Source organism: Streptomyces sp. CA189 (assembly GCF_056428985.1).
Genome location: NZ_JBWJVM010000034.1, coordinates 67,814 through 90,635, shown reverse-complemented (window position 1 = coordinate 90,635; position 22,822 = coordinate 67,814). Strand labels below are relative to the sequence as shown.

Here is a 22,822-nt window from a genome sequence, read left to right as displayed (position 1 = left end):
CCTATGTGTATAAGAGTCAGGAGCCCCCCTGGAGATACGGGACATCGTGCTGCCCGAACCCGGCCCCGGCCAGGTCCGGGTGCGGCTCGCCGCCGCCGGGGTCTGCCACTCCGACCTCTCCCTCACCAACGGCACCATGCGGGTCCCCGTACCCGCCGTCCTCGGCCACGAGGGCGCGGGTACGGTCCTCGCCGTCGGGGAAGGAGTCACCCATGTCGCCCCCGGCGACGGGGTGGTGCTCAACTGGGCCCCGTCCTGCGGGCAGTGCCACCACTGCTCGATCGGAGAGGTCTGGCTCTGCGCCAAGGCGCTCACCGGGGTCGGGGCCGTGTACGCCCACGACGCCCAGGGCGCCGAACTGCACCCCGGGCTGAACGTGGCCGCCTTCGCGGAGGAGACGGTCGTCGCGGCCAACTGCGTCCTGCCCGCCCCCGCCGGGATCCCGCTCGCCGAGGCCGCGCTGCTCGGCTGCGCGGTCCTCACCGGCTACGGAGCCGTCCACCACAGCGCCCAGGTCCGCCCCGGCGAGTCGGTGGCCGTCTTCGGAGTCGGCGGCGTGGGTCTGGCCGCCCTCCAGGCGGCCCGGATCGCGATGGCGGGCCCGATCGTGGCCGTGGACGTCTCCCCGGACAAGGAGGAACTGGCCCGGGCGGCCGGGGCCACGGAGTTCCTGCTCGCCTCCGAGACCACCGCCAAGGACATCCGCGCACTCACCGGCGGCCACGGCGCCGACGTGGCCGTCGAGTGCGCGGGCCGGGCCGCGAGCATCCGCGGCGCCTGGGAGTCCACCCGGCGCGGCGGCCGCACGACGGTCGTCGGCATCGGGGGCAAGGAGCAGCAGGTCACCTTCAACGCCCTGGAGATCTTCCACTTCGCACGCACCCTCACCGGCTGCGTCTACGGCAACAGCGACCCCGCCCGCGACCTCCCGGTGATCGCCGCCCACGTCCGCGCGGGCCGCCTCGACCTCGGAGCCCTCGTCACGGACCGCATCACCCTCGACGGCATCCCGGCGGCCTTCGGCGCGATGCTGGCCGGCAAGGGCGGCCGCTCGCTGGTGGTCTTCTAGGGCCCGCCCCGCCCCGTCCGGGAGGCCCGCCCTGGGCCTCCCGGTCAGGCGCCGCCAGGCGTCGGCAGGCACGGCCAGGCGCCGCCGTCAGGCGGTCTCCCGCAGCGCCGCGTACTGGAGGGCCAGGCCGTCCAGCAGTGCCGCCAGGCCCGTCTCGAAGGCGCCCTCGTCCACCTCGCGCTGGCGTTCCGCCAGCAGGTGGGCCTGGCCGAGGTGCGGGTAGTCCGACGGGTCGTATGCCGTCTCGTCGTCCACGAAACCCCGGGCGAAGGAACCCACCGCCGAGCCGAGGATGAAGTACCGCATCAGCGCACCGATCCGGGTCGCCTGCGCCGGCGGCCAGCCGGCCGCGGTCATCGCCCCGAAGACGGCGTCCGCCACCCGCAGTCCGGCCGGCCTGCGGCCCGGTCCGCGGGCCAGTACCGGCACGATGTTCGGATGGTCGGACAGGGCGGCCCGGTACGAGTGCGCCCAGTCGCGCAGCGCGACCTGCCACTCCCGGCCGTCCCCGGGCTCGAACATCGACAGGTCGACCCGCGCGCTCACCGCGTCCGCGACCGCGTCCAGGATCTCGTCCTTCGTGCGGAAGTGGTTGTACAGCGAGGGCCCGCTGACTCCCAGCGCCGCCGCCAGCCGCCGCGTCGAGACGGCCTCCAGCCCCTCGCCGTCCACCAGGACACCCGCCGCCTCGACGATGCGGGATCTGCTGAGGAGGGGCTTGCGCGGTCTGGCCATGCGCCACATAGTAAGGCCTGCCGCATTTAAACTAGCGGTGGTAATTAATGGCGCAGGCCAATGCCCGCTCACGTCCCCGCCCGATCCCGTATCGCCCGGAGGTGCCCGGTGAACCTGGAGCTCAGCGAGGAGTAGTCCGCCGTCCGTGATCTCGCCCGTGCGTTCACCGAGCGCGAGATCGCCCCGTACGCCGCCGAGTGGGACCGGGCCGAGAGCGTGGACCGGGCCGTCGTGAAGAAGCTCGGCTCCGTCGGCTTCCTCGGCCTGACCGTCCCGGAGGAGTACGGCGGCTCCGGCGGGGACCACCTCTCCTACGTCCTGGTCACCGAGGAACTGGGCCGCGGGGACTCCGCCGTGCGCGGCATCGTCTCCGTCTCCCTGGGCCTGGTCGCCAAGACCGTCGCCGCCTGGGGGAGCGAGGAGCAGAAGCGCTCCTGGCTGCCCCGCCTGTGCTCGGGTGAAGCCCTCGGCTGCTTCGGGCTCACCGAGCCCGGCACCGGCTCCGACGCCGCCGCCCTCACCACCCGCGCCCGGCGCGAGGGCGACTCGTACGTGATCGGCGGCAGCAAGATGTTCATCACCAACGGCACCTGGGCCGACGTGGTCCTGCTCTTCGCCCGCACGAACGAGGACCCCGGCCACCGCGGAATCTCCGCGTTCCTCGTGCCTGCCGACACCCCGGGCCTGACCCGCCGCGAGATCCACGGCAAGCTGGGCCTGCGCGGCCAGGCCACCGCCGAACTCGCCCTCGACGGCGTGCGCGTGCCCGCCTCCGCGATGCTCGGCCCCGAGGGGAAGGGCTTCTCCGTGGCCATGTCGGCCCTCGCCAAGGGCCGGATGTCCGTCGCCGCGGGCTGCGTCGGCATCGCCCAGGCCGCACTGGACGCGGCCGTCTCCTACGCCGCCCAGCGCGAGCAGTTCGGCAAGCCGATCGCCCACCACCAGCTGGTCCAGGAGCTGATCGCCGACATCTCCGTCGACGTGGACGCGGCCCGCCTGCTGACCTGGCGGGTGGCCGACCTGATCGACCGCGGGCTGCCCTTCGCCACCGAGTCCTCCACGGCCAAGCTCTTCGCCTCCGAGGCCGCCGTGCGCGCCGCGAGCAACGCCCTCCAGGTGCACGGCGGTTACGGCTACATTGACGAGTACCCGGCCGGCAAGCTGCTGCGCGACGCCCGCGTGATGACCCTGTACGAGGGCACCAGCCAGATCCAGAAACTCCTCATCGGCCGTGCCCGCACGGGGGTTTCCGCCTTCTGAGCACCTGAAGTTCCTGAGTACGTACGTGAGTACGCGCACGGATGTGCCGCGGCCCGGCCCGCCCGAAGCTGGACCCATGAACGAGACACAGGTCAAGCAGCAGAACACGGGGGCGTACTACGGCCAGGCCGTCGCCTCCTTCGGCATCGCCATCGGCGCGGTGTCCCTGGGGATCTACAACATGGAGGCCGACGGCTGGGTCCGCGCCTTCCTCGGCATCGCGGTCCTCTACCTGACCACCTCGGCCTTCACCCTCGCCAAGGTGATCCGCGACCGCCAGGAGGTCACCCAGATCGTCAGCCGGGTCGACCAGGCCCGGATGGAGAAGATCATGACGAGCTACGACCCCTTCGCCACCCCGAAGCAGCCCACGCCCCAGGATCGCTAAGCGCTTGCTCACCGCCCTCCGGTAAGCTGTTCATTCCTACAGGCCGAAGAGGGTGAGCGAGCGATGGACAGCGTGGAGGAGATCGGCGGCTACCGGCCGTGGTCGGAGGTCACTCCCGACGCGGCGCGGCGGCTGCTCGTCGCCGCCGTGGAGGCCTTCGCGGAGCGCGGGTACCACGCCACCACCACACGGGACATCGCGGGGCGGGCCGGCATGAGCCCGGCCGCGCTCTACATCCACTACAAGACCAAGGAAGAGCTGCTCCACCGGATCAGCCGGATCGGCCACGACAAGGCCCTGGAGATCCTGGACACCGCGGCCGCCGGCCCCGGCAGCGCCGCCGAGCGGCTCGACGCGGCCGTACGGTCCTTCGTGCGATGGCACGCCGCACATCACACCACCGCGCGCGTGGTCCAGTACGAGCTCGATGCTCTCGCTCCGGAGCACCGCTCCGACATCGTGGCCCTGCGCCGGCAGAGCGACGCGGCCATCCGCCGCATCCTCGCCGACGGCGTCGCGGCCGGGGAGTTCTTCGTCCCCGACGTCCCCGGCACCACCCTCGCCGTGCTGTCGCTCTGCATCGACGTCGCCCGCTGGTTCAGCGCGGACGGCCGCCGCACGCCCGACGAGGTCGGCGCGCTCTACGCCGGCCTCGTGCTCCGCATGGTCGGCGCGGCCTCGGGCGCGGCTCAGAAGTAGTAGCGGGACACCGACTCCGCCACGCACACGGGCTTCTCGCCGCCCTCGATCTCGACGGTCACGGTCGCCGACACCTGGACTCCGCCGCCCGCCTCCACGACCTCGGTGATCAGCGCGGTCGCGCGCAGCCGCGACCCGACCGGCACCGGCGCCGGGAAGCGCACCTTGTTCACCCCGTAGTTGATGCCCATCCGCATGCCCTCGACGCGCATGATCTGCGGCACCAGGCTCGGCAGCAGCGACAGGGTGAGGTATCCGTGCGCGATGGTGGAGCCGAAGGGTCCGGACGCGGCCCGCTCCGGGTCCACGTGGATCCACTGGTGGTCCCCGGTGGCGTCCGCGAAGAGGTCGATCCGCTTCTGGTCCACCTCCAGCCAGTCGCTCGGGCCGAGCGGTGCGCCGATCCCGGCGGTGAGCTCCTCGGCGGACGTGAAGATCCTCGGCTCGGACATACCCGTACCTCTCCCTGGCGAATAAGCGCTTGCTCAGCATGCTGGGGCCGTCATGGATCTGTCAACGACGTACCTGACACCGAATCCCGGCCCGGCCGATTACCCTCGGTGGTGTGCCGCAGATTCCCGAGAAGGTCCATGAACTCACCGTCGGCCAGCTGTCCGCCCGCAGCGGCGCGGCCGTCTCCGCACTGCACTTCTACGAGGCCAAGGGCCTGATCAGCAGCAGCCGAACCTCCGGCAACCAGCGCCGCTACACCCGAGACGCGCTGCGCCGCGTGGCGTTCGTGCGGGCCGCCCAGCGCGTGGGCATCCCCCTCGCCAGCATTCGCGACGCGCTCGCCCAACTCCCCGAAGGCCGCACCCCCAACCGCGAGGACTGGGCCCGGCTCTCCGAGAGCTGGCGCGCCGAGCTCGATCAGCGCATAGCCCAACTCGGCCGCCTGCGTGACCATTTGACGGACTGCATCGGCTGCGGATGCCTCTCTCTGGAGACCTGCGCGCTCTCCAACCCGGACGACGTCTTCGGCGAACGCATCACCGGTTCCCGGCTGCTGTGACCTCCTGAGCACGGGCCGCCGCGACCAGTTCGGCGTTGGACCGCGCCACCCGCCCGTCCGGCAGGTGCAGCACGTCTCCTACGCCGATCCGCGCCCCGGTGCCGTACCGCGCGGCCAGCCGCAGCACCGGCCAGGCCGCCGCCTCCCGCCCGAACAGCAGCACCGGCACCGGCGGCAGCCGCCGCAGCAGCTCGGCGACCGGCCCCGGGTCGGCGGAGCCCAGCTCCACCACCAGCCGGACCCGCGCGGGGTCCCGTACCGGCCACGCGAGGAACCGCGCCAGCGGGCCGGGGGGCCCGCCCACCGGGTCCTTGGCGTGCACTGGGTCCTCCGGGTGGGTCGGGTCCTTGGCGTCCACGGGGGCTTCCGGGTGGGTCGGGTCCTTGGCGTCCACGGGGGCTTCCGGGTGGGCCGGGTCCTTGGCGTCTGCCGGGGCTTCCGGGTGGGTCGGGTCCTTGGCGTCTGCCGGGGCTTCCGGGTGGGTCGGGTCCTTGGCGTCTGCCGGGGCTTCCGGGTGGGCCGGGTCCTTGGCGTCCGCCGGGGCTTCCGGGCCCGCCGTGCCCACCGGGTCCTTCGCGTCCACCGGGGCCTCCGGGCGGGCCGAGCACTCCGAGTCCACCGAGCACTCCGAGTCCACGGTGACCTTCGAGCCCACCGGGACCTTCGAGTCCACCGGGACCTCGGCGCCGACCGGGACCTCGGCGCCGACCGGGACCTCGGCGTCCACCGCCACCCCGCGCTCCAGCAAGGCCTCGGCGAGCTCGCGTGCTCCCGGCTCCGCGAACCGCACCACCGCCCGGTCCGGCAGCACCGTCCAGCTCCGCACCCGCGCCAACCGCTCCGCGTGATCCGGCTCGGCCCCCGCGCTCACGGCCACCGAGACCGCCACCCCGCCGCCAAGGCCCGCGCCGCGCAGGGCCTCCAGCAGCGGCCCGACCACGCGGGGCGAGAGGCTCTCGCGGCCGCACGGGGTGCGTGCATGGACCAGTACCTCCCGGGCCCCGGCGGCAACCGCCGCCAGTGCGGCATCCACCAGGTCTTCGGGGCTCATCGGGACGGCCGTGCCGTCGGCGGCGCCCCGGGAGCCGTTCAGCGACACCACGAGAGTCGGCTCCGGGCGCCCCGGCCCCCGCGACACGCACTCCGGCCCCGACCGCGGTTGCCCGGACCACGCCGGGCTCTGCCCGGCACGCACGGGCTCCGTCGGCGCCGGGTCAGGTGCCTCCGTCGGCCCCGATCCCGTCCCCGCCCGGCTCACGCCGCGCCCGCCAGATCGGCCCCTTGGAGCGCCGTGTCCGCGAGCGCCGGTCTCGGCACCACGATTCCGCAGCCCGCGCACACCGGCCCGTCCCACGCCCACCCGGCGCCGGCCGAAGCCCCGGCAGGCCCGCCCCCGGCTCCGCCGATCCCACCGACCCCATCGCCACCCGTACCGCCACCCGCACGCCCGCCGCCGCCCGGCCCGACCGCCGAAGCCCGCGCGCCCGCGGACGGCGCCGGCCAGTGCAACTCCCGCGCCCCGCACACCGGACACCCCGTCCCCGGCTCCGACTCCAGCGCCTCCACCAGCCGTCTCAGCACCTCGCCCAGCGCCCCCTGCGGCCGCACGCCCGGATCGGCGCACCGCACCACCGCGTCCCCGCTGCCGCTCCACGCCCACTCGGGCCGGCGCAGCCCGTCGTGCTTCTCGCGCCGCCGGCGCTCCGCGAACTGGCGTTCGTACTCCAGCCAGACCGCCCGCGCCTCCTCCAGCTCCTCCAGCGCGGCCACCAGCCGCGACGGGTCCGCCGCCCGGTCCTCGGGGCCGATCCCGTGCCGGTCGCACAGGTGCCACCAGGTCGCGCGGTGCCCGTACGGGGCGAACCGCTCCAGGCAGCGGCGCAGCGAATGGCGCCGCAGGGCCCCGTCGTTGCGTGCGTCGCGCACCTGATGGGCCAGACTCCGGAAACCCGCCATCACACCTTCACCTCCGCCGAGCGCCCAGCACCGGGCGCCGTGCCCGCCGCGCTGTGTTCCCCACAGGACCGGCGCCGTGTGCCCAACATGCCCGGCCCGGTGCGGGCGCATGCGGGGGCGGTCGAGGCGTGCGGGTGGCACATGGCCGGAACTCAGCGCCCCATGCGCCCCGCGGCCACCACCAGCCGGGCCAGCTCCTCGTGGCAGATGTCGCTGTGCGCCCCCGAGGGGGCCCCGCCGCGCCGGACCACGGAGCCCGCGTCCACGCTCACGCAGCCCGCGGCGGGCAGGCCGTCGCGCAGTGCCGCGTCCAGGGTCAGCCGCGGGGTTCCCGGCACCCCCCGCACCCCGTCGTGCCCGATCGCGCCCCACCGCTCGTCGAAACCCAGCAGACCGGCCGAATCGCCGGCCATCCGGGAGGCCAGCGGATAGAACACCTTGAGGGAGGAGTCGTAGGGCGAGTGGCAGGCCGTCAGCGGACCGTCGACCCTGCCCTGCAGTCCGTGCAGGGCGCCTCCGCGCCCCCGGTCGTGCGGCAGGCTGTCGGCGAACGCGTAGTGGGAGAAGGCCCCTTGGAGGATGGTCAGGGACTTCACGTTCCGCGCGCCGGACGGCAGCCCGCGCAGCGAGAAGGAGACCAGCCGGCCGCCGAAGCTGTGCCCGATGAGGTGCACCCGCAGGGCCGGGCGGCGGCCGGCCAGCTCCGCCAGCAGCGGCCCGAGGCCGTGTTCGCCGACCACCCCGGCCCGCGCCTTCATCTGGTAGTACGTGGCCTGGCGCAGCACCTCCTTGGCGCCGTTCCACAGCGTTCGCGTCCCGCCGCCGACCGCGAAGCCGGCGTCGGTGCCGACGCCGACGCCGGGGGAGTCTCCGTCGCCCGCCCCGTCCCCGGGGAACGTGGCGCCCGCCTCGGACAGGGCCTCGGTGAACTCCCGGCACACCCGCAGGACGTCCCCGCTGAGGAAGTCCGGCACCTCGGGCGGGGCGAAGGCCGCCGCCAGATCGTCGCCGGTGCCCACCCCGTCCACCCCGGCCAGCTCCCGTACCAGGGCGCCGAACTCGGTGAAATCGCCCTCCCGCGTGGGCCGTTCCTCCAGCAGCTCGGCGATCCGGTCCAGCTCCGCCGCCCGCCCCGGCCAGAAGCCGCCGAGGGCCTGCCGGGTGGCCGGGTCCAGGGCCGTCCCGTGGCCCGGCCGACCGGCACCCCCCGGCGCGGCGCCACGGGCGTCGAAGTCGGGTATCGGCTCGTCCGAGAACCGGATCGAGGGCCACACCACTCCCACGTACCCCAGCCGCACCCCGGTCCCCACCAGATCCGCGAAGGGGGCGTAGAAGCGGTCGAAGAGCCGGATCGCCGTGGACCGGTCGGAGTTCCATCCGTGGGCGAAGACCAGCAGGTCCGTGGCCTCGATCCCGAAGACCGCCTCGCGCGCGCCCGGGCCCGCGTCGCCCTGAGCGTCGAAGGTCAGCTCCACGTACGGACGGGCCCCGATCGCCGCCGCCGCTCCCGCCGCCATCCCCGTGGCCCCCGCAGGCACCGTCCCGCCGATGTGCACCATGACGCCCCCCTCCACGCCGTGTACCTGCCCGCAGCATCCTGCGGAACAGGCCGCCCGGCCAGCCCCTGCGCACCCACCGGTTCACGGATACAGCAGGTACTCCTCCCGCACTGCCGCGAACCCCGCCAGCCCCGCCGCCCAGTCGCCCGCGACCTCGTCCACGCCCGCCCCCGCGTCGATCATCCGCCGGACCCGGTCCGAGCCCGTCAGCCGGTCGATCCACTGGTCGGAGCGCCACGCGAAGCCGCTCCACGCCCGCCGCGCCGTGACCAGCAGTCCGATCCCGGCCCGTACCGGATCGAAGGCCTCCCGGTCGTGGACGAGCAGCCGGACCCCGCCGCAGGTCTTGCCCGCGTGCTTGGAGAAGGAAGGCGTGAAATAGGCCTCCCGGAACCACACCCCGGGCATCTCCAGCGCGTTCGCCGCCTCCGCCCACCGCCGGTCCACGCCCTCCGCCCCGACCAGCTCGAAGGGGGTGGTGGTACCGCGCCCCTCCGACAGGTTCGTCCCCTCGAACAGGCAGGTCCCGGCGTACGCCAGGGCCGTGCCCGGCGTCGGCATGTTCGGGCTCGGCGGCACCCAGGGCAGCCCGGTCTCCTCGAAGAAGGACTCCCGCCGCCACCCGGCCATCCGCACCACCCGCAGCCGCGGGGCGGGGCCGACGGAACCCCGGAGGAACTCGCCCGCGAAGAGTCCGGCCAGCTCGCCCGCCGTCATCCCGTGCGCCAGCGCGATCGGCTCCCGGCCCACGAAGCTCGCGTACGGGCGCTGCAGGACGGGCCCGGCCGCCCGCCGGGCGCCGACCGGGTTGGGGCGGTCCAGCACCACCACCGCCTTGCCGGCGAGCGCGGCCGCGCGCATGCAGTCGTAGAGGGTCCAGATGTAGGTGTAGAAGCGGGCGCCGACGTCCTGGATGTCGAAGACGACGGTGTCGACGCCGGCCGCCGTGAAGACGTCCGCGAGCCGCTGCCCGCTCTTGTCGTACGTGTCGTACACGGGCAGCCCGGTCGCCGGATCCCGCCCGGCCCCCTCCGAACCGCCCGCCTGGGCCGTGCCCCGGAAACCGTGCTCGGGGCCGAACACCGCGACCAGGTCCACGCGTGCGTCGGCGTGCAGTACGTCGACCAGGTGGCGGGCGTCCGCGGTGATCCCCGTCGGGTTGGTGACCACCCCGACCCGCTGCCCGGCCAGCTCGGCGTACCCGCCCGCGGCGAGCCGCTCGAACCCGGTCCGCACCCGGCCGGCGGCCGCGCCCGCCGCCTCCGCCCCGCGGGCCCCCGCCCCCAGGGCGCCCGCGGCACCCGCCGCCCCGGCCAGACCCAGCAACCCGCGTCGCGACAGCGTCATCGCGCCAAATTAGGGCTCCGCACCCTTCCACCCGGACATACCGACTGGTTAGTCTGCCCGTGATCCGGCCGGCGCGGGCAGGCACGGCCAGGCGCAGGCAGCATCGGCAGCCCGCGCGGTCACCAAGACGGCAAGCAGCCACCAAGGCGCCACCACACGAAGGGCGGACACGTGAACGCGTTCCAGGACCAGCGAGTCGTCGTCACCGGCGCGGGCGGCGGCATCGGAGCCGCCCTCGCCCACCGCTTCGCCGCCGAGGGGGCGACCGTCGCGGTCAACGACCTCGACCCCGCCAAGGCCGCCGCCGTCGCGGACGCGATCGGCGCCCGGGCCGTCGCCGTGCCCGGCGACGCCTCGGCCGTGGTCGCGCAGGCCCGCGAGGCGCTCGGCGGCACCGTGGACGTCTACTGCGCCAACGCGGGCCTCGCCTCCGGCGGAGACGCCTTCGCCGACGAGGCCGTCTGGGAGGCGGCCTGGGACACCAACGTCATGGCCCACGTGCGCGCCGCCCGGCTGCTGCTGCCCGACTGGCTGGAGCGCGGGAGCGGCCGGTTCGTGTCCACCGTCTCGGCCGCCGGACTGCTGACCATGATCGGAGCGGCCCCGTACAGTGTCACCAAGCACGGCGCGCTCGCCTTCGCGGAATGGCTCTCGCTGACCTACCGCCACCGCGGGCTCCAGGTCCACGCCATCTGCCCGCAGGGGGTCCGGACCGACATGCTCACCGCCGCCGGATCGGCGGGCGAGCTGGTCCTCGCGCCGACCGCGATCGAGCCGGAAGCGGTCGCGGACGCACTGTTCGACGGCATGGAGAAGGGCCGGTTCTTGATCCTCCCGCACCCCGAGGTCGCGGACTTCTACGCGTCCCGCGCCACCGACCCGGACCGCTGGCTGAGCGGCATGAACCACCTCCAGCGCAAGTGGGAAACCCGATGACCGCACCCACCACGCCAGCCACCACGCGGCCGGACCCGTCCGCATCGGAATCCCAGGCCCCGGCCGCCCCCGCCCCGCCCGCCCGCTACGCCGCCAAGCCCTGGCTCGGCCTCCTCAGCCCGGTCCAGCGGGCCCCGATCACGCCCCCGCCCAGCGTCCTGCACGCCTTCCGCGCCGCCGTCGGCCGAGCCCCCGGACGCACCGCGCTCGCCTACTTCGACGGCCGCCTCACCTACGCCGAAGCCGACGCGCTCTCCGACTCCCTCGCCGGCCACCTCGCCGCCCACGGCACCCGCCGCGGGGACCGGGTCGCGGTCATGCTCCAGAACACCCCGCACTTCGTGCTCGCCGTCCTGGCCGCCTGGAAGGCCGGGGCCGTCGTGGTCCCGCTCAACCCCATGTACAAGTCCGGCGAGGTCGGCCACATCCTGCGCGACTCCGGGGCCACCGCCCTGGTCTGCGAGGCCCGCGCCTGGTCCGCGTACCTGCGCGGGGCCGCGCACGGGACAGCCGTACGCACCGTCCTGACCGCCTGCGACCTGGACTTCCAGACCCGCGACGACGTACGGGTCCTCCCGCCGGGCCGCCCGGAGCAGGCGGCCGACGCCGCCGATCTCCACGCCGTGGCCCGCCGGGGCCATCCCGCCCCGCCCGACCCGGACCTGACGGCCGCCGACACCGCCCTCATCAGCTACACCTCCGGCACCAGCGGCACCCCCAAGGGCGCCATGAACCCCCACGGCGCGCTCACCCACAACGCCGTGCGCCAGGTGACAGGCCACCCCCTCCCGGAGGGCGCCGGCTACTTCGCGCTCGCCCCGCTCTTCCACATCACCGGCATGGTGTGCGAGCTCGCCGCCTGCTTCACCAACGCCGGCACCCTGGTCCTCGCGCACCGCTTCGACGCCGGAGCCGTCCTCGACGCCTTCCTCGAACACCGCCCCGCCTACACCGTGGGCCCGGCCACCGCCTTCATGGCGCTCGCCGCCCAACCCGGCGTCACCCCCGACCACTTCGCCTCGTTCCAGGTGATCTCCTCCGGCGGCGCCCCGCTCCCGCCGGCCCTGGTCGAACGCCTCCGCGCCGCCCTCGGCTTCTACCTGCGCAACGGCTACGGCCTCACCGAGTGCACCGCCCCCTGCGCCTCCGTGCCCGTGCACCGCGAAGCCCCCGTCGACCCGGCCTCGGGCACCCTCTCCGTGGGCGTGCCCGGCGCCGACACCCTCGTACGGATCCTCGACGAGAGCGGCGCCGAGGTCCCCTTCGGCGAGACCGGGGAGATCGCCGTACGCGGCCCCCAGGTGGTCCCCGGCTACTGGGGTCTGCCCGCCGACACCGCCAAGGCCTTCCCCGGCGGCGAACTGCGCACCGGAGACGTCGGGTTCATGGACCCCGAGGGCTGGCTCTACGTGGTCGACCGCAAGAAGGACATGATCAACGCCTCCGGCTTCAAGGTCTGGCCGCGCGAGGTGGAGGACGTGCTCTACACCCACCCCGCCGTCCGCGAGGCGGCCGTCGTCGGCATCCCGGACCCCTACCGCGGGGAGAGCGTGAAGGCCTACGTCAGCCTGCGCCCCGGTGCCGATGCCGACCCGGCGGAACTGTCCGCGTACTGCGCCGAGCGCCTCGCCGCGTACAAATACCCGCGCCGGGTGGAGATCCTGCCTGTCCTTCCGAAGACGACGAGTGGCAAGATCCTGCGACGGGAACTGCGCGAACGCGACCACGGCTGAAAACGGCCGCACCGCGTCCGCACGGGCCGCACACGCCAGGACCACGAAAGGGAGGCGACAGCCATGGCCGCCAAGACCACGACGGAGACCGTCGGGGCGCACGAGGCGCCGGTACCGCGCCGGCTGCTCGCCGTCGCGACCAGGCTGTTCGCCGAGCGCGGCTACGACCGGACCTCGGTCCAGGAGATCGTCGAGGCGGCCGGGGTCACCAAGGGCGCGCTCTACCACTACTTCGGATCCAAGGACGATCTGCTGCACGAGGTGTACGCGCGCATGCTGCGGCTCCAGCAGCAGCGGCTCGACGCGGTGGCCGATTCCGACGCGCCGGTGGAGGAGCGGCTGCGCGCCGCGGCTGCCGACGTGGTGGTCACCACGATCGAGAACCTGGACGACGCGGCGATCTTCTTCCGCTCCATGCACCAGCTCAGCCCGGAGAAGTTCAAGCAGGTCCGGGCGGAGCGCCGGCGCTACCACGAGCGCTTCCGCGCGCTGGTCGAGGAGGGGCAGGCCGCCGGGGTCTTCTCCGACGCCACCCCGGCCGACCTGGTGGTGGACTACCACTTCGGCTCCGTCCACCACCTGTCGACCTGGTACCGCGAGGACGGCCCGCTCACGCCGCAGCAGGTAGCCGACCACCTCGCGGACCTGCTGCTACGGGCCCTGCGTCCGTAGCGAGCACGGGGTAGTCGGTGTAGCCCTCCGGCCCGGACACGTACATCAGGAACTCCGGCCGGAGCTCGTTGAGCGGGGCGCCGGTGCGCAGCCGCTCCACGAAGTCGGGGTTGGCGAGGAACCCCCGCCCGAGCGCGACCAGGTCGGCGCCGCCGGCCAGGAGCGCCGCGGCCCGCGGCCCGCCGCCGTCGGAGGCGACCTCCTCGTGGGACAGCCGGGGGTTGGCGATCAGGGCGCCGGGCCAGGCCGCGCGGATCTTCCGGAAGAGGGGCTGGTCCGGGTCGGCGTGGACCAGGTGCAGGTAGACGGGCCCGACCTCCGCCAGGGCCTCGACCAGCGCCGGGTAGATCTCCTCGGTGTCGCCCTCCTCGACGCCGTTGACGTTCACCCCGGGGGAGATCCGTACGCCGACCCGCTCGGGGCCGATCGCCTCGGCCACGGCCCGCACCACCTCGGTGGTGAACCGGATCCGGCCCGCCACCGACCCGCCCCACCCGTCGGTGCGCAGGTTGGTGTTCCGCGCCAGGAACTGGTGGAGCAGGTGCCCGTTGGCGGAATGCACCTCCACCCCGGCAAAGCCCGCCTCGACGGCATTGCGGGCGGCGGTCGCGAAGTCCGCGATGGTCGCCTCGATGTCCTCGGGCGTCATCTCCCGCGGGTCGACGGCGTCCTGGAGCCCGCCGGGGGTCTGCAGCGGTTCCGGGAACCGCACCGCCGAGGGGGCGAGCGGGACGTGCCCGCTGGTGTCGGGGTGCCCGACCCGGCCGCCGTGCTGCAGCTGGAGGAACATCCGCCCGCCGGCGGCGTGCACGGCGTCGGTGACGCGGCGCCAGCCGGCGATCTGGGCCGCGCTGTGGATGCCGGGGATGTTCGGGTAGGTCTGCCCGACGGCGCTCGGGGTGGTGCCCTCGGCGATGATCAGACCGGCCGAGGCGCGCTGGGCGTAGTAGGCGGCCATGAGGGCCCCGGGGACCCCGTCGGCCCCTGCCCGGTTGCGGGTCAGCGGCGCCATGACCAGGCGGCTGGGGAGCTCCAGGCCGCCGAGGCGGGCGGATTCGAAGAGACGGGATGTGGCGGGGACCTGCTGTGTCTGCGTCATGCCGGTACCGTAAAACCTGACGCTGATGTCAGGTTCAAGTCGGGACTCGGGACGGAGTGCACATGCGGATCGGTGAGTTGGCGGCGCGCACCGGGGTCAGCGAGCGTTCGCTGAGGTACTACGAGACCCAGGGACTGCTGGTCTCCGACCGGACGCCGGGCGGCCACCGCGACTACACGGAGCGGGCCGTGGACCGGGTCATCCGGATCCAGGAGCTCTACGCGGCCGGGCTGCACAGCGCGAAGATCGGGCAGATCCTGCCCTGCATGCGCGATGCGGACGGTGGGCCGAACGTACGGGCCACGCCCGCGCTCGTCGCCGAGCTGACAACGGAACGGGACCGGATCGACCGGCTGATCGCCGATCTGCTCCGGTCCCGCGAGGTGCTGGACGAGGTCATCGAGGCGGCGGCGGGCCACCCCGGTACCGGCACCGCCGCCGCCGCGCCGATGGCCGCGGAGACCTCCTAGTGCTGTGACCGGAAAGGTTCACCGTGTCACGGCGCCCGGCACGGCACCTCGCCGCGTTGTCGGTCCACGACAGTACGTCCAGTACGAGTCGCGGTCCTCCGCCTTGCGATGCACCGCACCGGACACCGCGACCCGGCAAACCTTTCCGGCCACAGCACTAGCCGAGCGGCGCCACCTCGCGGCCCCAGGTCTCCTTGGCGACGACGGCGAAGGAGATGTACCAGGCGACGCCCGCGGTGAAGAGGCCGAGGAAGCCGCCGGTGTGGCCCAGCGCCGTGCTCTGCGCCAGGTCGCCGAGGGCGAGGAACAGGAAGGTCAGCGCCAGCGAGACGAACAGCACGCGGTGCGCGACGTCCAGCTTCATGGCGGCGATCGACATGTACGCGGTGAAGATGAACCAGGCCACGAGGAACCAGCCGGTCGCCACGTGCGCCTGGTCCGCCGGCAGCGTCGGGACGACGAACTTCACGTAGCCGGCGAAGGACATCCAGAACGCGCCATACGAGACGAACGCCGTGGTCCCGAAGGTGTTGCCGCGGCGGAACTCCATGATGCCCGCGACGAACTGCGCGAGGCCGCCGTAGAACAGCGCCAGCGGCAGGACGACGGCGCTGAGCGCGGCGTTCGAGATCAGCCCCGAGTTGAAGAGGCTGAGCACGAAGGTCGTGAGGGCGAACGCCGCCAGGCCGAGCGGGCCGGGGTTGGCGACCTTTGCCGCCGGAGCCGCGGACGCGGTGACGGGGGAGGCCGTGGCGTGCGGCGCGGCGGCGGGGGCCAGGGTGGAGCTGGGCATGGCGGAGGGCACTTTCACTGGGGGAAATACCGAATATATCGGACTTCCCGAGTGGTCTGGACCATTAAAGGTCCGCTCCCGCGGGACCGAAGTCCCCCGCCACGCCCGCCGGACGCCACCGGTACCGCTTCAGGTACCGGTACCGGTACCGCTTCGGCTACCGGTACCGCTTCAGCTCCCGGTGCGCGAGCGAGCGCTGGTGCACCTCGTCCGGCCCGTCCGCCAGCCGCAGCGTCCGCGCCGCCGCCCACAGCTCGGCCAGCGGGAAGTCCTGGCTCACCCCGCCCGCACCGTGCAGCTGCACCGCGTCGTCCAGGATCCGCACCACCGCCCGCGGGGTCGCGATCTTGATGGCCTGGATCTCGTTGTGCGCGCCCCGGTTGCCGACGGTGTCCATCAGCCAGGCCGTCTTCAGCACCAGCAGCCGCAGCTGCTCCACGGTGACCCGGGCGTCCGCGATCCAGTTCTGTACGACGCCCTGCGCGGCCAGCTCCTTGCCGAAGGCGGTACGGCCCACCGCGCGCCGGCACATCAGCTCGATGGCCCGCTCCGCCATGCCGATGAGCCGCATGCAGTGGTGGATCCGCCCCGGCCCGAGGCGGGCCTGGGCGATGGCGAAGCCGCCGCCCTCCTCGCCGATCAGGTTCCCCGCCGGGACCCGGGCCCCGTCGAAGACGACCTCCGCGTGGCCGCCGTGGTCGTGGTCCTCGTACCCGTACACCGTCATCGCGCGCCGGATCTCGACCCCCGGAGTGTCCCGGGGCACCAGGATCATGGACTGCTGGCGGCGCGGTTCGGCGCCCCCGGGGTCGGTCTTCCCCATGACGATGAAGACCTTGCAGTCCGGGTTCATGGCCCCGGAGATGAACCACTTGCGGCCCGTGATCACGTACTCGTCGCCGCTCGCGGAACGCTCGATCCGGGTCTCGATGTTAGTGGCGTCCGAGGAGGCCACCTCCGGCTCGGTCATCGCGAACGCGGACCGGATCTCCCCGGCCAGCAGCGGCCCCAGCCACTGCTTCTTCTGCTCCTCGTTCCCGAACTGCGCGAGCAGCTCCATGTTCCCGGTGTCCGGAGCCGCGCAGTTCGTCGCCGTCGGCGCCAGGTGCGGGCTGCGACCGGTGATCTCGGCGAGCGGGGCGTACTGGAGGTTGGTCAGCCCGGCGCCGAACTCCGCGTTCGGCAGGCTGTGCTCGTTTACAAAGAAGAGGTTCCACAGTCCCTGACGGCGCGCCTCGGCCTTCAGTTCACCGAACACGGCCGGGGTGTCCCACGGCGAGGCCAGCCGCGCGCGCTGCTCGGCGGCGACGGGTTCCGCCGGGTAGACGTACTCCTCCATGAACGCGAGGAGCCGTCCGCGGAGTTCCTCGGTGCGGGCGTCGAATGCGAAGTCCATCGGGGGTTCCTCAGCCTTCCTGGAGGGTGGTCAGACCGTGCTCGATGAAGACCGGAACCAGCTCGCCGATCCGGTCGAAGCCCGAGCCGACGGTCTGCCCGAGCGTGAAGCGGTAGTGGATGCCCTCGAGGATCACCGCGAGCTTGAACCAGGCGAAGGCCGTGTACCAGGCGACCTGCGAGGCGTCCCGGCCCGAGCGGGCCGCGTACCGCTCGATCAGCTCGGCGGGCGCCGGATGGCCGGGCGCCCCGCTGGTCGTGCTGACCGGGGAGTCGGTCAGCCCCAGGTCGGAGCTGTACATCACCAGCAGCCCGAGGTCCGTCAGCGGATCGCCGAGCGTGGACATCTCCCAGTCCAGCACCGCCCGGATCCGGTCCGTGCCATCGCCGGGGTCGCCGATGAGCACGTTGTCCAGCCGGAAGTCCCCGTGCACCACCGTGGGCGCGGGGGAGTCGGGCAGGGCGCGCCCGAGGGAGCCGTGCAGTTCGTCGATCCCGGCGAGCTCCCGCCCCCGGGAGGCCGCGAGCTGCTTGCCCCAGCGGCGCAGCTGCCGGTCCAGGAAACCCTCGGGCCGCCCGAAGTCGCCCAGGCCCACCGCCTCCGGGTCCACCGCGTGCAGGTCGACCAGGGTGTCCACCAGGCCCAGCACCGCCCGCCGGGTCCGCTCGGGGCCGAGGGCGGCGAGCTCGCCGGCCGTCCGGAACGGCACCCCGTCCACATACTCCATCACGTAGAACGGCGCTCCGAGCACGGCCTCGTCCTCGCACAGCAGCAGCGGCTCGGGCACCGGCACCGCGGTGCCGTGCAGCGCCCGGATGACCCGGTGCTCGCGCCGCATGTCGTGCGCGGTGGCCAGTACGTGCCCCAGCGGCGGCCGGCGCACCACCCACCGGGAGCTCCCGTCGCCCACCTCGTACGTGAGGTTCGAGCGGCCGCCTTCGATCAGCCGGCCGGTCAGCGGCCCGGCCGCGAGGCCCGGCCGGACCTGGTCGAGATGGGCGCGCAGCCGCTCCAGATCGAGGCCTCGCGGGCCGGAGGGGGCCGCGGAGGGGGCCGCGGAGGGATCCGGGGATGGAGCCGGGCCCGGGGCTGAGGTCATGGTGCGCGCCTCCGTACGGAGTTGACGACGGAACGATCGAGACCCATGATGCCGACCAGTCGGTATGTCGTCCAGTGTGTGAGCCGAAGGGACCTCAACCTCCCGCCCCGCCCGCCCGCCAGGTCAGGCGTGGCAGAGGATCGGCGTCCCGCCGTTCATCACCGTCATGTCCCGCAGCACCGCGAGGATGTCCAGCGGGACCCCCTCGGGCTCCCCGGCCAGTTCCGCGTAGGCCCGGTGCAGGTTGGCCACGAGCCGCTCGCTCTCCCGCCAGGCGGCGAACTCCCCGAGATCGGCCTGCCGGGCCGTCTCCAGCGGGGTCAGCCCCTTCGCACGGCCCTCCCGGGCCAGCTCGGCCACGTACCGCAGATACCCCTCGGTGGCCTCGTACGCACCGGGATCCGTCAGCGGCCCGTGTCCCGGTACAACCGTCTCCGCACCGAGCGAGCGCAGCAGCTCCAGCGCCCGCAGCGAACCGGCCAGCGAACCCATCGCCAGGAACGGCGTGCCCTCCGCGAAGACCAGGTCGCCGGTGAACACGATCCGCTGCTCGGGCAGCCACACGACGGAATCGCCCGTGGTGTGCGCGACGCCCGGGTGGAGGACCCGCACCTCGGTCTCCCCGACGTGCAGCGTCATCCGGTCGCCGTACGTCAGATCGGGCGCGGTGATGGCCGGCGAGCCGAAGTCGGTCTCCGGCCAGATCCGCTCCAGCTGGCGCCCGGCGGCGAGCTGCTCGGAACGCGCGTTCTCGTGCCCCAGGACCAGCGCCTCCGGGGCGAACACGCCGTTGCCGTAGGTGTGGTCGCCGTGGTGGTGGGTGTTGACCACCGTGCGGGGGAGCGGAGCCCCGGCGGCCAGGACCGCCGCGCGCAGGGCCAGCGCCCGCCGCTCGGTGGCCGCCGTGTCGACGAGCAGAGTGCGGCCGCCGCCGGTCACGAAGCCGGCGTTGTTGAGGCACCAGCCGCCGTCCGGCTGCACGTAGGCGTACACCCCGGGCGCGGGCTGGACGAGGTACGGCTCTTCGGCGGGCATCCGCGCTCTCCCCGGTTCGACGTGACGGGCCTTCGGCATCCTGCCAGTCGCGGCGTCCCGGGGGAGGGGGAACTCCGTCAGCGCCCGTCGGCGCCCGTCAGCGCCTGTCAGTGGTCGTCGTAGTGTCCGTCGTGCTCCGCGTGCCGGTGCCCGTCGTGCAGGTAGTCGACGTGGTCCCCGTGCCGGACCGAGTCGTGACCGCAGTCCGTGCCGTGGGCGTGCTCGTGGGCGGTGTGCGGGGCGTGCCCCGCGGGCTCGCATTCGTCCCAGTGCCCGGAGTGCTCGCGGTGCAGATGGCCGTCGTGCGCGTAGTCGACGTGGTCGCCGTGCTCGACCACCCGGTGGCCGCAGTCGGGACCGTGGGCGTGGGCGTGCTCCTGGGCGGGGTGTTCCTGGTGCAGAGTCGTCATGAAGCCGACGCTAGTGCGGAACGACCCGGATCGCCCCTTGTGTCCGCTGCGCGCCCGGGTGGCGTCACAACGCGGACCATCGGTTCGTCGGCTCACACGATGAGCGCCATCGCGAACACCGCCAGGCCCACCGTGCACGCCGTCGCGGCCAGCGCCGCACCCGCCGTGAGCCCGGCCGGCCGCGCCGCCGCCAGCTCCCGCACCCGCCGGTGCGCCACCCACATGAACGCCAGCCAGAGCAGCGCGATCACCGCGACCCCGGCGACCGCCACCAGGGAGCCGCCCGCCGCGTTCAGCGCCTGGCGCAGCGCCAGTACCGCCACCACCGCGCACGACAGCGTCGTACGCCGCCACGCGAGCCGGGTCCGCTCGGGCTGCAGGCCCGCGTCGCGGCCGCCGGGGCCCTCGCGGTCGGCGGCGTCGGCCGGGGCGCTCACCGCCCCTTCGTCCAGCCCAGCAGTACGACCACCACCATCGCCACCGCGACCAGCCCCACCCCCAGGCTCAGCACCACCGGGAACCGGGACATCGGCAGGTCCCCGCCGCGCCGCATGGCCAGCTCGCACCGCACCCAGTGGTTCACCGCGCGCAGCGCGCAGGCCGCGCCGACCGCGAGCAGCGCGATGGCCATCCCCACGCGCACCGCCCACCGCAGGTCGGGCAGGAACTGGTCCACGGCGAAACCGCCGCCGATCAGGGCCAGGGCGGTCCTGATCCAGGCCAGGAAGGTCCGCTCGTTGGCCAGCGAGAAGCGGTAGTCGGGGGTCTCGCCCTCGTCCCTCACCCGAGCCGGCGCGAACCACAGCCGCACGTCCTTGACGAAGTCGATCACCCGCCCAATCTACTGGCGTCCCGTCCTACCGGCGCCCGGAGCGGATCTACCGGCGCCCGGAGCGGAACTCCAGCAGCCTGCGGTACGCCTCCAGCCCGTCCGGCACCCACGGCCAGGAGCCGTCCGAGACCCGCCGCGCCACTTCCTCCTCGGGGAGCCACGCGTGCCAGGCCACCTCCGAGGCCTGCGGCACGACCGGCAGCTCGCAGCGGACCTCGTGCACGTAGCTCCACCAGGCCCCGCCCGGGCCCTCGTGCAGGAACTTGAACAGCGGCTCGGGCTGCTCCAGCCCGGTCACCCCCAGCTCCTCCTCCGCCTCCCGCAGGGCCGCCTCCGCGTAGCTCTCGCCCGCGCCGACCACCCCGCCCACGAACATGTCGTAGTTCGAGGGGAAGACCAGCTTCGAATCCGTCCGCCGGTGCGTGAAGATCCGCCCCTGCCCGTCCCGGGCCAGCACGAACACGCAGCGGTGGATCAGCCCGGCCGCGTACACCTCGCCCCGCGGGGCGCGCCCCGTCACCCGGTCCTCCCGGTCCACCACGTCCAGTACCTCGTCGGCCGCGCTCATGCCGTGATCTCTCCGCTCCTGTTGACTGGTTACCGCTCCGTAGCAAAGGATCGCCCCACCACCGACGGAGGACGGGTTCGCAATGACGTACGACGCAGACGTGATCGTGATCGGGGCCGGGCTCGCGGGCCTCGTGGCCACCGCCGAGCTCGTCGACGCCGGCCGCAAGGTCATCCTGCTCGACCAGGAGCCCGAACAGTCCCTCGGGGGCCAGGCCCACTGGTCCTTCGGCGGCCTGTTCTTCGTCGACTCGCCCGAGCAGCGCCGCATGCGGATCAAGGACACCCGCGAGCTGGCCCTCCAGGACTGGTCCGGCACCGCCGGCTTCGACCGCGAGGAGGACGCCTGGCCGCGCCGCTGGGCCGAGGCCTACGTGGACTTCGCGGCCGGCGAGAAGCGCCCCTGGCTGCACGCCCAGGGCGTCCGCTTCTTCCCCGTCGTCGGCTGGGCGGAGCGCGGCGGCTACGACGCGAACGGCCACGGCAACTCCGTCCCCCGCTTCCACATCACCTGGGGCACCGGCCCCGGCCTCGTGGAGCCCTTCGAGCGCCGGGTACGGGCCGGGGTGGCCCGCGGGCTGGTCCAGCTGAAGTTCCGCCACCGGGTCACCGGGCTCTCCCGTACGGCCGGCACCCTCGACACCGTGACCGGCGAGGTCCTGGCCCCCTCCGACGCCGTGCGCGGCACCGCGAGCGGCCGCGAGGCCACCGGCGGTTTCTCCCTGCGCGCCCAGGCCGTGATCGTGACCAGCGGCGGCATCGGCGGCAACCACGACCTCGTACGGGCCCAGTGGCCGACCCGCCTCGGCACCCCGCCCGCACGGCTGCTCTCCGGGGTCCCGGCCCACGTGGACGGCCTGATGCTGGGCATCGCGGAGGGCGCGGGCGCCAGCCACATCAACAAGGACCGGATGTGGCACTACACCGAGGGCATCGAGAACTGGAACCCGATCTGGGCCAGGCACGGCATCCGCATCCTGCCCGGCCCGTCCTCGCTCTGGCTGGACGCCACCGGCAAGCGGCTGCCCGTACCCCTCTTCCCGGGCTTCGACACCCTCGGCACGCTCGACCACATCATGAAGACCGGCCACGACCACACCTGGTTCGTCCTCAACCAGCGCATCATCGGCAAGGAGTTCGGGCTCTCCGGCTCCGAGCAGAACCCGGACCTGACCGGCAAGTCGGTCCGCGGGGTCATCGACCGCGCGCGCCAGGCCGTCCCCGGACCGGTGAAGGCCTTCATGGACAACGGCGCCGACTTCGTCGTCGAGAAGGACCTCTCCGCGCTGGTCCGCGGCATGAACGCGATCACCAAGGACGGACTCCTCGACGAGGAGACGGTCCGCCGCGAAATCGTCGCCCGCGACCGCGAGATCGCCAACCCCTTCACCAAGGACCTCCAGGTCACCGCGATCCACAGTGCCCGCAAGTACCTCGGCGACAAGCTGATCCGCACCGCCGCCCCGCACCGGATCCTGGACCCCGCGGCGGGCCCGCTGATCGCCGTCCGGCTCTCGATCCTGACCCGCAAGTCCCTGGGCGGCCTGGAGACCGACCTCTCCTCCCGCGTCCTGACCGCCACGGGAGAACCCCTCCCGGGCCTCTACGCGGCGGGCGAGGCGGCCGGCTTCGGCGGTGGCGGCGTCCACGGCTACCGGGCCCTGGAGGGCACCTTCCTCGGCGGCTGCATCTTCTCGGGCCGCGCGGCCGGCCGCGCGGCGGCCGAGGCCGTCTCCTGATCCCGGCCCGACCCGA

At 73.7% G+C, this 22,822-nt stretch carries 24 protein-coding genes and 1 pseudogene; 10 read left to right on the top strand and 15 right to left on the bottom strand.

Going from position 1 to position 22,822, the window contains the following annotated elements:
• Window positions 1–43: 43 nt before the first annotated feature.
• The gene (locus AC061S_RS24390) at window positions 44–1,069 is read left to right on the top strand and encodes a zinc-binding dehydrogenase (RefSeq protein WP_478688048.1); all 1,026 of its coding nucleotides are present in this window, start codon (window positions 44–46) and stop codon (window positions 1,067–1,069) included.
• An 87-nt stretch (window positions 1,070–1,156) separates the two neighbouring features.
• On the opposite strand, the gene AC061S_RS24385 is transcribed toward AC061S_RS24390, so the two are convergent.
• Window positions 1,157–1,804 carry a TetR/AcrR family transcriptional regulator gene (locus tag AC061S_RS24385; protein ID WP_478688043.1) on the bottom strand — a complete coding sequence of 216 codons (648 nt, stop codon included), beginning with the start codon at window positions 1,802–1,804 and terminating at the stop codon, window positions 1,157–1,159.
• A 108-nt stretch (window positions 1,805–1,912) separates the two neighbouring features.
• On the opposite strand from AC061S_RS24385, the pseudogene AC061S_RS24380 reads away from it, so the two are divergent.
• The 3 genes and pseudogenes from AC061S_RS24380 (at window position 1,913) to AC061S_RS24370 (ending at window position 4,151) form a co-directional block, all read left to right on the top strand.
• Window positions 1,913–3,064: pseudogene (locus AC061S_RS24380) on the top strand (acyl-CoA dehydrogenase family protein).
• 76 nt (window positions 3,065–3,140) lie between these two features.
• Entirely contained in the window at window positions 3,141–3,452 is a 312-nt protein-coding gene (locus AC061S_RS24375) for a YiaA/YiaB family inner membrane protein (protein WP_478688042.1), read from the top strand.
• A 63-nt stretch (window positions 3,453–3,515) separates the two neighbouring features.
• On the top strand, window positions 3,516–4,151 hold the full coding sequence (locus AC061S_RS24370; protein ID WP_478688041.1) for a TetR/AcrR family transcriptional regulator: 636 nt from the start codon (window positions 3,516–3,518) through the stop codon (window positions 4,149–4,151).
• Here the strand turns inward: AC061S_RS24370 and AC061S_RS24365 are convergent.
• The gene (locus AC061S_RS24365) at window positions 4,142–4,603 is read right to left on the bottom strand and encodes a MaoC family dehydratase (RefSeq protein ID WP_478688040.1); all 462 of its coding nucleotides are present in this window, start codon (window positions 4,601–4,603) and stop codon (window positions 4,142–4,144) included. The genes AC061S_RS24370 and AC061S_RS24365 overlap by 10 nt on opposite strands.
• A gap of 113 nt (window positions 4,604–4,716) precedes the next feature.
• On the opposite strand from AC061S_RS24365, the gene soxR reads away from it, so the two are divergent.
• The gene (gene soxR, locus AC061S_RS24360; protein ID WP_478688039.1) at window positions 4,717–5,163 is read left to right on the top strand and encodes a redox-sensitive transcriptional activator SoxR; all 447 of its coding nucleotides are present in this window, start codon (window positions 4,717–4,719) and stop codon (window positions 5,161–5,163) included.
• Here soxR and AC061S_RS24355 read toward each other — a convergent pair.
• The 4 genes from AC061S_RS24355 to AC061S_RS24340 form a co-directional block, all read right to left on the bottom strand.
• Entirely contained in the window at window positions 5,141–6,265 is a 1,125-nt protein-coding gene (locus AC061S_RS24355) for a 3-keto-5-aminohexanoate cleavage protein (RefSeq protein WP_478688038.1), read from the bottom strand. The two genes, soxR and AC061S_RS24355, sit on opposite strands and share 23 nt — an antisense overlap.
• 152 nt (window positions 6,266–6,417) lie before the next feature.
• Complete coding sequence (locus tag AC061S_RS24350; protein WP_478688037.1) at window positions 6,418–7,119, bottom strand: hypothetical protein; 702 nt, start codon at window positions 7,117–7,119, stop codon at window positions 6,418–6,420.
• Between the two features lie 152 nt (window positions 7,120–7,271).
• On the bottom strand, window positions 7,272–8,678 hold the full coding sequence (locus AC061S_RS24345; RefSeq protein ID WP_478688036.1) for a serine-threonine protein kinase: 1,407 nt from the start codon (window positions 8,676–8,678) through the stop codon (window positions 7,272–7,274).
• A gap of 81 nt (window positions 8,679–8,759) precedes the next feature.
• Window positions 8,760–10,025 carry an exo-beta-N-acetylmuramidase NamZ family protein gene (locus tag AC061S_RS24340; protein WP_478688035.1) on the bottom strand — a complete coding sequence of 422 codons (1,266 nt, stop codon included), beginning with the start codon at window positions 10,023–10,025 and terminating at the stop codon, window positions 8,760–8,762.
• A gap of 171 nt (window positions 10,026–10,196) precedes the next feature.
• On the opposite strand from AC061S_RS24340, the gene AC061S_RS24335 reads away from it, so the two are divergent.
• From AC061S_RS24335 to AC061S_RS24325, 3 genes are all read left to right on the top strand, one after another.
• Window positions 10,197–10,961 carry an SDR family oxidoreductase gene (locus AC061S_RS24335; RefSeq protein ID WP_478688034.1) on the top strand — a complete coding sequence of 255 codons (765 nt, stop codon included), beginning with the start codon at window positions 10,197–10,199 and terminating at the stop codon, window positions 10,959–10,961.
• A complete protein-coding gene (locus AC061S_RS24330; protein WP_478688033.1) occupies window positions 10,958–12,694 on the top strand; it encodes a class I adenylate-forming enzyme family protein in 1,737 nt (578 codons plus the stop codon). Before AC061S_RS24335 ends, AC061S_RS24330 begins: the two co-directional genes overlap by 4 nt.
• A 63-nt stretch (window positions 12,695–12,757) precedes the next feature.
• Window positions 12,758–13,366, top strand: coding sequence for a TetR/AcrR family transcriptional regulator (locus AC061S_RS24325; RefSeq protein ID WP_478688032.1), 609 nt, complete (start codon window positions 12,758–12,760; stop codon window positions 13,364–13,366).
• On the opposite strand, the gene AC061S_RS24320 is transcribed toward AC061S_RS24325, so the two are convergent.
• The gene (locus AC061S_RS24320) at window positions 13,305–14,465 is read right to left on the bottom strand and encodes an alkene reductase (protein ID WP_478688031.1); all 1,161 of its coding nucleotides are present in this window, start codon (window positions 14,463–14,465) and stop codon (window positions 13,305–13,307) included. The two genes, AC061S_RS24325 and AC061S_RS24320, sit on opposite strands and share 62 nt — an antisense overlap.
• Window positions 14,466–14,527: 62 nt before the next feature.
• Between AC061S_RS24320 and AC061S_RS24315 the strand changes: the two genes are divergently transcribed.
• Window positions 14,528–14,935, top strand: a complete 408-nt coding sequence (locus AC061S_RS24315) for a MerR family transcriptional regulator (RefSeq protein ID WP_478688030.1) — start codon at window positions 14,528–14,530, stop codon at window positions 14,933–14,935.
• A gap of 157 nt (window positions 14,936–15,092) precedes the next feature.
• On the opposite strand, the gene AC061S_RS24310 is transcribed toward AC061S_RS24315, so the two are convergent.
• The 8 genes from AC061S_RS24310 to AC061S_RS24275 all read right to left on the bottom strand — a co-directional run bounded on the left by AC061S_RS24310 (window position 15,093) and on the right by AC061S_RS24275 (window position 21,068).
• Entirely contained in the window at window positions 15,093–15,728 is a 636-nt protein-coding gene (locus AC061S_RS24310; RefSeq protein ID WP_478688029.1) for an acetate uptake transporter, read from the bottom strand.
• 157 nt (window positions 15,729–15,885) lie between these two features.
• Complete coding sequence (locus AC061S_RS24305; protein ID WP_478688028.1) at window positions 15,886–17,124, bottom strand: acyl-CoA dehydrogenase family protein; 1,239 nt, start codon at window positions 17,122–17,124, stop codon at window positions 15,886–15,888.
• Window positions 17,125–17,134: 10 nt separating this feature from the next.
• Window positions 17,135–18,223 carry a phosphotransferase family protein gene (locus AC061S_RS24300; RefSeq protein WP_478688027.1) on the bottom strand — a complete coding sequence of 363 codons (1,089 nt, stop codon included), beginning with the start codon at window positions 18,221–18,223 and terminating at the stop codon, window positions 17,135–17,137.
• A 123-nt stretch (window positions 18,224–18,346) separates the two neighbouring features.
• Complete coding sequence (locus AC061S_RS24295) at window positions 18,347–19,258, bottom strand: MBL fold metallo-hydrolase (protein WP_478688026.1); 912 nt, start codon at window positions 19,256–19,258, stop codon at window positions 18,347–18,349.
• Between the two features lie 107 nt (window positions 19,259–19,365).
• Window positions 19,366–19,668, bottom strand: a complete 303-nt coding sequence (locus tag AC061S_RS24290; protein ID WP_478688025.1) for a hypothetical protein — start codon at window positions 19,666–19,668, stop codon at window positions 19,366–19,368.
• A gap of 92 nt (window positions 19,669–19,760) precedes the next feature.
• Window positions 19,761–20,105 carry a DUF202 domain-containing protein gene (locus tag AC061S_RS24285; RefSeq protein WP_478688024.1) on the bottom strand — a complete coding sequence of 115 codons (345 nt, stop codon included), beginning with the start codon at window positions 20,103–20,105 and terminating at the stop codon, window positions 19,761–19,763.
• Window positions 20,102–20,500, bottom strand: a complete 399-nt coding sequence (locus AC061S_RS24280; RefSeq protein WP_478688023.1) for a YidH family protein — start codon at window positions 20,498–20,500, stop codon at window positions 20,102–20,104. Before AC061S_RS24280 ends, AC061S_RS24285 begins: the two co-directional genes overlap by 4 nt.
• 46 nt (window positions 20,501–20,546) lie before the next feature.
• The gene (locus AC061S_RS24275; RefSeq protein WP_478688022.1) at window positions 20,547–21,068 is read right to left on the bottom strand and encodes an NUDIX domain-containing protein; all 522 of its coding nucleotides are present in this window, start codon (window positions 21,066–21,068) and stop codon (window positions 20,547–20,549) included.
• Between the two features lie 82 nt (window positions 21,069–21,150).
• On the opposite strand from AC061S_RS24275, the gene AC061S_RS24270 reads away from it, so the two are divergent.
• Window positions 21,151–22,806 carry an FAD-binding dehydrogenase gene (locus AC061S_RS24270; protein WP_478688021.1) on the top strand — a complete coding sequence of 552 codons (1,656 nt, stop codon included), beginning with the start codon at window positions 21,151–21,153 and terminating at the stop codon, window positions 22,804–22,806.
• Window positions 22,807–22,822 lie beyond the last annotated feature (16 nt).